Genomic DNA, 2,576 nt, shown 5'->3' with positions numbered 1-2,576 from the left:
CTAATAACTGTGTCTAACCACATTGGAGTGGTTAGATAGTGGATAAAAATTAGTAAGCCATACGAATAGGAACTTGGCGATCGCGCAGATAATTTTTGATTTGGCTGACAGTTAGTTGTCCGAAATGTAACAGTGAGGCTAAAAGTGCGGCTTCGGCTCTGCCATCAGTGAGGGCTGAATGAATGTGTTCGCAAGTACCCGCACCACCCGAAGCGACAACGGGAATTTCAACAGTATCAGCAATTGCGCGTGTTAGTTGTAAATCGTATCCGGCTTGAGTGCCATCAGCATCCATACTAGTCACTAGTAGCTCTCCGGCTCCGCGTTTTGCGACTTCAGCAGCCCAAGAAAGGGCATCAATACCAGTATTTTCTCTACCACCTCTGACATAAACATCCCAACCTGGGTTGTCAGGGTTTTCTCGCTTTCGGGCATCAATTGCAACAACTATACATTGATTACCAAAGCGATCGCTTGCACGATTAATGAAGTCGGGGTCACGTACCGCCGCAGAATTAATACTAACTTTGTCTGCGCCAGCTCGTAACAAATTTTTAACATTTTCTAAGGATTGGATACCACCGCCGACTGTGAGGGGAATAAATACCTGTTCTGCGGTTCGGTAAACAACGTCGAGAATTGTGCCTCTGTCTTCATGAGTAGCCGTAATATCAAGAAATACTAACTCATCAGCACCCGCTTCATTGTAAATTTTAGCTAATTCCACCGGGTCGCCTGCATCCTTCAGGTTGACAAAGTTAACTCCTTTTACAACTCGTCCCGCCTTCACATCCAGACACGGTAAGATTCTTTTAGCTAACATGAATACTTTTACACTCCTTAGTAATTGCCGGGAACTTACAATTTTAAATTGACAAGCGCACCCAAGCGAAAAAAAATAATTGGCGAGTGGGGGTAGACAATAGAGATAATGCAATACCTAATTCCCCATGCCCAATGCCCAATGCCCAATGCCCAATGCCCAATTCCCAATGCCCAATTCCCAATTCCCTATTAACCATTAACCACTAACCAAGCTATGGCAATCATCTCCTCCAGACGACAGCCTCCAAATCCAGATGGCGAACCAAAGCAAAAGCAACGAGGAACTTCTAAAGCTACATCAAATAAAGTTGCACCAGAGGATGACTTAGGTTTGGGATCCTCCGAAGGGGAACTGGACAAAGCGCGATTCTCTGAGGGAGACGCTACGCGATCGCAAGAAAAATCTCCAGATAATTCTCCAGATGAATCTCCAGATAATCAACTTCTGCAACCAGAAGCAGCCGTTGACGAACGAGGGAAGCAAGAAGAGAGTATTCGTCCCCACCGTTTTGCAGATTATATTGGGCAAAAAGACTTAAAGGACGTGCTGGAAATCGCCATCAAAGCGGCTAAATCTAGGGGTGAGGTACTTGACCATTTATTACTATATGGTCCGCCGGGGTTGGGTAAAACAACGATGGCGATGATTTTGGCTTCGGAAATGGGGGTAAATTATAAAATTACTAGCGCTCCGGCATTGGAACGTCCTCGCGATATAGCTGGTTTACTTGTCAATCTCAAGCCAGGTGATGTTTTATTTATCGATGAAATTCATCGGCTGTCGCGGATGACAGAAGAAATTTTATACCCAGCAATGGAAGATTATCGGCTTGATGTCACCGTTGGCAAGGGTACTAGCGCCCGTATTCGGAGTATCCCCCTTGCAAAGTTTACACTAGTTGGGGCGACAACTAGGGTTGGTGCATTAACTTCGCCATTACGCGATCGCTTTGGTTTGGTACAAAAGTTGCGATTCTATGAAGTGCATGAACTCAGTAAAATTGTCGTTCGTAGCGCTGAGTTACTTAATACATCCATCAATGCTGAAGGTGCGGAGGAAGTCGCTCGCCGAGCCAGGGGAACGCCACGAATTGCAAATAGATTACTGAGACGGGTACGTGATTATGCTGAGGTGAAATCATCTGGTGAGATAAATAGGGAAGTTGCAGCCGAGGCTCTACAGCTATTTCAAGTCGATCCAATGGGCTTGGATTGGACTGACAGAAAAATGTTGAGTGTAATAATTGAACAATTTAATGGTGGTCCGGTTGGGTTGGAAACGATCGCAGCAGCAACGGGGGAAGATACGCAAACAATTGAGGAAGTGTACGAACCTTATTTGATGCAGATTGGTTATTTAAGTCGAACTCCACGGGGTAGAACTGCGACTAATGCTGCTTATAAACACATGGGGTTTAAGTCACCTAAACCAGCTAATGAGCAGTTGTCTTTATTGATTGATGAGTGATTATTTGGGGAAATACTGTCCAAAATTTTGTAGAAATTGGGTTTTTCCAATTATCGTTTGAATGCAATATAAATGAGGATAAATAACTGAGGGCAAACAACCGTTTGCCCCTACGGTATTTTCGGTCGTGAACTATATTTTACTCAACTAAAATTTGTGGAAATTTTGAGATGTAGAATGAGATGTGGAAATCGAACTGTTAGAGTATGTTTGAAAAGTCGGACAAGGTATAAATTGTCATTCTGAGTGGAGTCTTACGGAACGAAGAATCTTGCGTTTCATG

At 43.9% G+C, this 2,576-nt stretch carries 2 protein-coding genes; one reads left to right on the top strand and one right to left on the bottom strand.

Annotated features, from left to right (window positions below; all coding sequences use genetic code 11):
- Nucleotides 1-49: 49 nt before the first annotated feature.
- Nucleotides 50-823, bottom strand: a complete 774-nt coding sequence (gene hisF / locus CK510_RS29110) for an imidazole glycerol phosphate synthase subunit HisF (RefSeq protein WP_095724940.1) — start codon at nt 821-823, stop codon at nt 50-52.
- A 216-nt stretch (nt 824-1,039) separates the two neighbouring features.
- Between hisF and ruvB the strand changes: the two genes are divergently transcribed.
- Complete coding sequence (gene ruvB / locus CK510_RS29105; RefSeq protein ID WP_245912497.1) at nt 1,040-2,293, top strand: Holliday junction branch migration DNA helicase RuvB; 1,254 nt, start codon at nt 1,040-1,042, stop codon at nt 2,291-2,293.
- Nucleotides 2,294-2,576 lie beyond the last annotated feature (283 nt).

The organism is Brunnivagina elsteri CCALA 953 (assembly GCF_002289455.1).
Taxonomy (GTDB): domain Bacteria; phylum Cyanobacteriota; class Cyanobacteriia; order Cyanobacteriales; family Nostocaceae; genus Brunnivagina; species Brunnivagina elsteri.
This window is presented reverse-complemented; position numbering and strand designations above follow the sequence as displayed.

What these genes read in the sequence shown, in the direction of transcription:
- hisF (WP_095724940.1), bottom strand. Translation starts at nt 823, where the DNA reads ATGTTAGCTAAAAGAATCTTACCGTGTCTGGATGTGAAGGCGGGACGA.
- ruvB (WP_245912497.1), top strand. Translation starts at nt 1,040, where the DNA reads ATGGCAATCATCTCCTCCAGACGACAGCCTCCAAATCCAGATGGCGAA.